The sequence below is a fragment of the Ferdinandcohnia sp. SAFN-114 genome, from assembly GCF_059415045.1.
Genome location: NZ_JBPFDQ010000067.1, coordinates 22632 through 28700, shown reverse-complemented (window position 1 = coordinate 28700; position 6069 = coordinate 22632). Strand labels below are relative to the sequence as shown.

The 6069-nt window shown below is 35.7% G+C and carries 5 protein-coding genes; all 5 read right to left on the bottom strand.

Annotated features, from left to right (window positions below):
* Window positions 1-97: 97 nt before the first annotated feature.
* Window positions 98-1225 carry a YqgU-like beta propeller domain-containing protein gene (locus ACR65M_RS19090; RefSeq protein ID WP_440274105.1) on the bottom strand — a complete coding sequence of 376 codons (1128 nt, stop codon included), beginning with the start codon at window positions 1223-1225 and terminating at the stop codon, window positions 98-100.
* A gap of 144 nt (window positions 1226-1369) precedes the next feature.
* On the bottom strand, window positions 1370-2563 hold the full coding sequence (locus tag ACR65M_RS19085; RefSeq protein WP_440274104.1) for a M14 family metallopeptidase: 1194 nt from the start codon (window positions 2561-2563) through the stop codon (window positions 1370-1372).
* A 105-nt stretch (window positions 2564-2668) separates the two neighbouring features.
* Window positions 2669-4564: an LTA synthase family protein gene (locus tag ACR65M_RS19080; RefSeq protein ID WP_440274107.1), complete on the bottom strand. Its 1896-nt coding sequence runs from the start codon at window positions 4562-4564 to the stop codon at window positions 2669-2671.
* 291 nt (window positions 4565-4855) lie between these two features.
* Window positions 4856-5815 (bottom strand): ROK family glucokinase, encoded by a 960-nt coding sequence (locus tag ACR65M_RS19075; protein WP_440274103.1) that lies wholly within the window; start codon window positions 5813-5815, stop codon window positions 4856-4858.
* Between the two features lie 13 nt (window positions 5816-5828).
* Window positions 5829-6041: a YqgQ family protein gene (locus ACR65M_RS19070; RefSeq protein ID WP_440274102.1), complete on the bottom strand. Its 213-nt coding sequence runs from the start codon at window positions 6039-6041 to the stop codon at window positions 5829-5831.
* Window positions 6042-6069 lie beyond the last annotated feature (28 nt).

The following is a 6069-nucleotide window of genomic DNA, read 5'->3' as shown; positions in this document are numbered from 1 at the left end:
CAAATTAATGAAAAAGTGTTAAATTTAATATGGATAGGTGTTTTATATATGTCTCATTTGGCTAGGTCAGTTCATACGATGGCTTTTTTCATTTCCCTTAATTTGCTACAAGGTCTGTTATTTTTTTTGTCCTCATATCAATAATCTTCTCAAATTGAAAACCATATAAACATAAGAAACCATTTGGAGAAAAGTTAAGGGGTTGATCATCTACTTTTTCAAGGATAACCTCTTCTTTCCTTGTACTGATGTCGTAGGAAACCAATTCGAATTTTTCTCCGTACGTATCAAATGCTCCATTTGAATATGGTTGAAACGAGTAGAATTTCTTTTGTTCGACGGCATAATCGGCTGAAGGAATATACCATTTTGAATAGTCACTTAAGAGTGGCATTTTAAATTCATATAGCTTTTTATTCTGTTCAGGGTGGTAAAGGCCAACCTTTGCAAATGCCTCCTCCCCTTGAATTAATTCATATGTAACAAGTAGATTTTTAAAAGTAACGAACGAAATAATATCCTCAAATAAGAGTCCTTCTGTTTTTGTATCTAAATGATACGAATAAAGTGGTGCAAAGTAATCTAATTCGTTTTGGTCCCATTTTAAATATGAAATTGTATTGGGACTAACCCATTGAATAAAAGGCTGAAAGACCTCAAATTTCGTTTTTTCCTCGGACTGAATGTCCACCAAATGGGTTTGAAACGACCAATCCTCTAAAAACGTTGTTACAAATACCTCACTTGGATGATAAGGATTCCAGCTGTAAAACAAATCAAAGGAATTGATTTCCCATTCAAATTGCACGTTTCCTTCTTTGTTTACCACCATTAACTTCGCCATATTTTGAGAATCTGATGTATGTATTAAAAACATGGAATGGTCCTCATTTGCCTTCATTGTCAGCACAGGGGCAGAGGTTTGGAGGAACAGCTCCTTTTTACCAGTGAACAAGTGATACTTATATATTGTTGAAATACCATTATCATCGGTAACATAGAGGATGCTTTCATCATCATACCATTCACCTACACTATTGAATTCTTCCCCGCTAAGATCAAGCGGCTTTACCTCTTGATTTTCTCCAAAGAATTCTGCAGGTACAGGACCTTTTGTAACATTCTTATTCCTACTGTCTGGCGCATCACTTGAATCAAAATGTTGATGAGAATTACAGCCAGCTAGTAGAAAAAGTAACATAAAAAAGAATATTAAATTTCTCATCAACTCAAAAATCACCTCTTTAGCATCTAAAATAGAGTTCCACGTTCTATTGTTCCCTTAACAGATAATACGATTATGCACGTTAAAAAGTTTCAGCGCAAGGAAAAAAGCCGGCCTTTTCACCGACTTTTCTAGAGAACGTTTTCACATATACAAAGAGGCTAAAAATGCTCCGAGAGTCTCCTGATAAATTTCATCAAATTGAGAAAGTGGGAGTGGATTAACACCTTCCCCCAATTCGAAAGTAAACCCTGGTTTCTTCCATTCTTGAATAAACCAATCCTTATATCCTGCATGGCTATCTATCGTTCGAACTGCTCTATATCCACTAACCCTTGAAAATTCATTCACAAGGGTACCAGACTCTAATGGCTCTAACCCCTCATATCCCCAATAAATAACCTCTCCTTGGGTATGGAAGGCTAATACACGATTATAGTTTGCATCTCTTGTTAGTTTCTCAATGGCGATTACTTCTGGCTCAGTTAATGGAGTATCGCCTGGGTAATCTCGGGGTGCGGGCGACTTTGGTTCTTTTCTTTCTTTTTCAATCTCCCAATTTGCTGGAAATTGGTTATTTAAATCAATACCGCGAATATTTGCTTTCCAGTCTTTAAAATCAAAACTTCCATTGTTAATTTTTACAACTTCATCTTTATATGGTTTCTGTTCAGGAGGACCATTAAGCACCAAATTAACACCATCTGGATTCACCATAGGAACTATTGATAAGAGTGTTTCCAAATATAATGGCTCGACATAAAACCCTCTAATCGGAGCCATATTTGTTAAACCCAGTAAATAATCATTTATAAAGGTCATAATGACATTTGTTGTAATCCATTCATTTGCATGAAACGACCCATTCCAATGAACCCTCTTTTCTCCTCTACCAATTCGAAGCTCAAGCAGATCATTACCTAATACACTTTTACCAATAGACCGGGTTTGAAGAAATGGATAAATCGTCTTTAATTGCTCAATATCACTCACCATATCAGCAAAATCGTACTCTCTATTTCCATTTACGATTGGTTGAACCACTCTTTCTGGAATCAGAATCATTTGGCCAACCTGTAGATTTTCGGCTGTTATCCCTGGATTCACTAAAAATAAAGCATCTGCCATAAGTGTCCGAGATTTCGCCAACTTCCATAACGTATCATCTTGAACAACCTTATGCTGTTTTAAAAGAAAACCGGGAATCTTTACTTCTGCTCCAACCTGCAAATTATTTATATTCAAATGTAAATTTGAGTCAATTAATAAATGAATAGGGATAGCAAACAATTGACTGTAATACCAGAAAGTGTCTCCTGGACGGACAATGACCTTCACACCTATACCTCCTTGTTATCCTCTCCTACCATTTTATGACCGATGGGATGCACTTCATGCCATCGGAAAACCTTGACCCTCATTTGGGCCAAGGCTTTTATTTACTTATTCTTTAAACTCTTCAGGGACTGGTTCATGATAAGATGTTCCATTATAGAAGCGGAGTAGGTCTCCATAGACAATCTCATCTGAATAATCCAATTCTAGCCCTGCTTTTTCCATGTAAGGCTCACAATAGCTAATTTCTGTCTCTTCACCTGATTCTTTATCATAACAAGTATTCTTCGTAAATACATGCTTATCTGTGATAAAGCTTCCATCACGTAAGACAGTCAATGGTATTTTTTCTTCAGAAAATAAATCACTACCGAAATGAACGTCATTACGTATATCCATTCCAAGGAGATTTAAAATGGTTGGTTTTAAATCTATTTGTCCAGATACAGTTGAAATTACTTGTGGATTCTTATCTGTCACTCCGGGAATGTGAATAATTAATGGTACCTTTTGCAGTTGAATTGAATCAAATGGTGTGATTTCTTCTTTCCCTAGAAACTGTGCCATCGCTTTATTATGGTTTTCAGAAATTCCATAGTGATCCCCATAAAGAACAAATATGGTATTTTCATACATTCCTTCTTCTTTAAGTCGTTCGATAAAGATTTTGATGGACTCATCCATATAGCGAACTGTTGGAAAATAACGGTTCAATGTTCTTGAGTTTGAATTAAATTCATTTACCATTTTGTCCTCTTCACCAAGTTCAAAAGGGAAATGGTTTGTTAATGTAATAAATTTTGAGTAATACGGCTGTGGCTGTGACTTTAATAAGTCAATGGATTGTTCAAAGAAATCGATATCCTTTAAGCCCCATCCAATTGAATTTTCCTCTGTAACCTCATAACTTTCAAGATCAAAAAATTCATCATACCCGAGAGAATCATACATGATATCGCGATTCCAGAAAGTCTTGTTATTCGCATGAAAGACTGATGAAAAATATCCATAGTCCTTAATAAATTCAGGAGTTGCTGTAAATTCATTATTAGCATGGGTAAAGAAAACGGCTCCGCGTCCAAGTGGATATAATGAATTTTCCAATAAAAACTCTGAATCTGATGTCTTTCCTTGACCTGTTTGATGATAAAAATTGTCAAAGTAATAACTTTCTTTTATAAAATCATTTAGGAATGGCGTAATTTCTTCCCCATCAATGGTTTCATTAATGACGAAGTTTTGAAGTGATTCCATTGAAATTACGACGACATTCTTTCCTTGTGCAATACCAAATTTATCGCTTGGTTCCTTTTGATTTGCTTTTAAATAGTTTTCGATTCCAATAAATGAACTGCTGTCGGCCAAAGCTCGTTGGGCGGAAGATTTTGATTGTAGGACAATATCATAAATTTGATAGTTGTATGTCCCGATATTCTTCACTAACATTTCACGGTCAAAGGTTCTTGTCAATAACTGTGGTCGCTGAGCTTCTGCTAATCCAAGATTAAAAAAGAAGATAGCTGCAACAAGGATGAAATAGGATCTTCTTTCCTTTTTCGTGATAACTTCCGCGGCAGTAAAACTTGGTTTATATTTATTGATCAAAATTAGAATAACTACATCAATGAAAAGGAGTGGATCTGTTGCCTTTAAATTTTCTGTAATACTGGTTCCTAAATCCCCCATGTTACTTGTTTGAAAAAGAACAGGAAGAGTCAAAAAGTCATTGAAGAATCTGTAAAATACAACATTCGCAAATAACACAAATGAAGATAGTAAACTAGCAAATATAATGAACTTAGTACGATGCTTATCCTTAATAAAGAAAGAAATACCAAAGAACAGCAACAAAAAACTCAATGGGTTTATCAGTAAAATAAACTCTTGCATCAAGTTTTCTATTTTTATATCAAAGCTAGTTTTATATACGATATATGTTTTTATCCAAAGCATAAATGCAGCTAAAAAGATGAACTTTGATTTGGATAAAGTTGATGACTTAATCATCAATATACCTCCTTGTTTTCAAGACCGCGGAGCACCAAAGATTAATGTTCTTACTTCCATTTTTAGGTAATTTAGAAAAATCTAAAGATAATCTTAATACTTTTTTGACTAAAAATCAATCATCTAAACAACTAAATCTTATAAAATCATATAGATGTACATTATGTATATACATATAAGACGATTAGTTGACTAGAAAGTTTCATAGTAACCAAAAGTAACAATCTTTTAAATATTCTAACAAAAATGTAAAAAAAGAGATTTCATTGTGAAATCTCTTTTTACTATTTATTGGTTGTTTTTAGCCAAATAAGCTGCACCTATTACACCCGCATCGTTTCCTAATGTGGCAATGGCTATTTCAGCAACTTCGGCTACCCTTGAAAAAGCAAAACGCTTAAACTGCTTTCTTAATGGAAGCAGTAATTGCTCACCTGCTTTTGAGACTCCGCCACCAATAACGATTTTTTCTGGGTTTAGTCCATTAGCGACATGACTTAAAGCTAAGCCAAGGTGAAATGTTACATTGTCAATGATTTCCTGGGCTAGATGGTCCCCTTTGCCTGCTGCATCAAAAACATCCTTTGAGGTGACTTTTCCAGTTTGTTCAAATTGTTCTCGAAGAACACTTGAGTCATTTCCACCCTGAAGGGCCTCAGTTGCCAAACGTGCGATACCAGTAGCAGATGCTATTGTTTCGATACAGCCCTTTTTTCCACAGCCACATAAAGCACCACCATCAACCAAGGAAGTGATATGGCCAATTTCTCCACCTGCCCCATTGGCTCCTCGAACTACATGACCATTAGAGATAATGCCTCCACCGACACCTGTTCCTAACGTTACACAAAGTAAGTCCTTTGCGCCTGCACCTGCACCCTTCCACATTTCACCGATAGCAGCAACGTTTGCATCGTTATCGATAACTGCAGGCAACCCAATTTTCGCTTCAAGCTCTGCTTTTAGAGGATACATCTCTCTCCATCCGAGATTGGTTGCTTTATAGATAACGCCGTCTTCAAAATGAACTGGCCCAGGGGCACCCATACCTACACCAGCGAATTGTTCTTTTGAAAGCTTAAGTTCTACCATTTTTGCTTCAATTGCTTTTGCAATATCCGGGATAATTTTTGCTCCAGATTTATCCGTTGGAATTTCCCATTTTGTAACAATTTCACCTTCTTGTGTGATAAAGGCAAGTTTGACAGTTGTACCACCTAAATCGATACCAATTAATAATTTTTCCATATCGTCCATTCCTTTATTTGTTTTTCGCTCTTTTTTCGGTTTCCCGGACAATTTCTTGGCGGAGTAGAAAAATAGCTGATTGATATTCCTTTGTTTCGATGAGCTGTGAATTGTAAAGCTCTTGTATTTCAGTTTCCATTAATTCCAGGTCAGCAACTCTGTCACCAACATAAATGATCGTGCCAAATTTTTTTAGAAATTGTTGAATATCATAAATTGTTTTCACTTTCTCACCTTCTGCATTCCACAATATA

Bases quoted from the DNA above. Each gene is read 5' to 3' on its own strand.
- ACR65M_RS19090 (WP_440274105.1), bottom strand. From the start codon at position 1,225: ATGAGAAATTTAATATTCTTTTTTATGTTACTTTTTCTACTAGCTGGC.
- ACR65M_RS19075 (WP_440274103.1), bottom strand. From the start codon at position 5,815: ATGGAAAAATTATTAATTGGTATCGATTTAGGTGGTACAACTGTCAAA.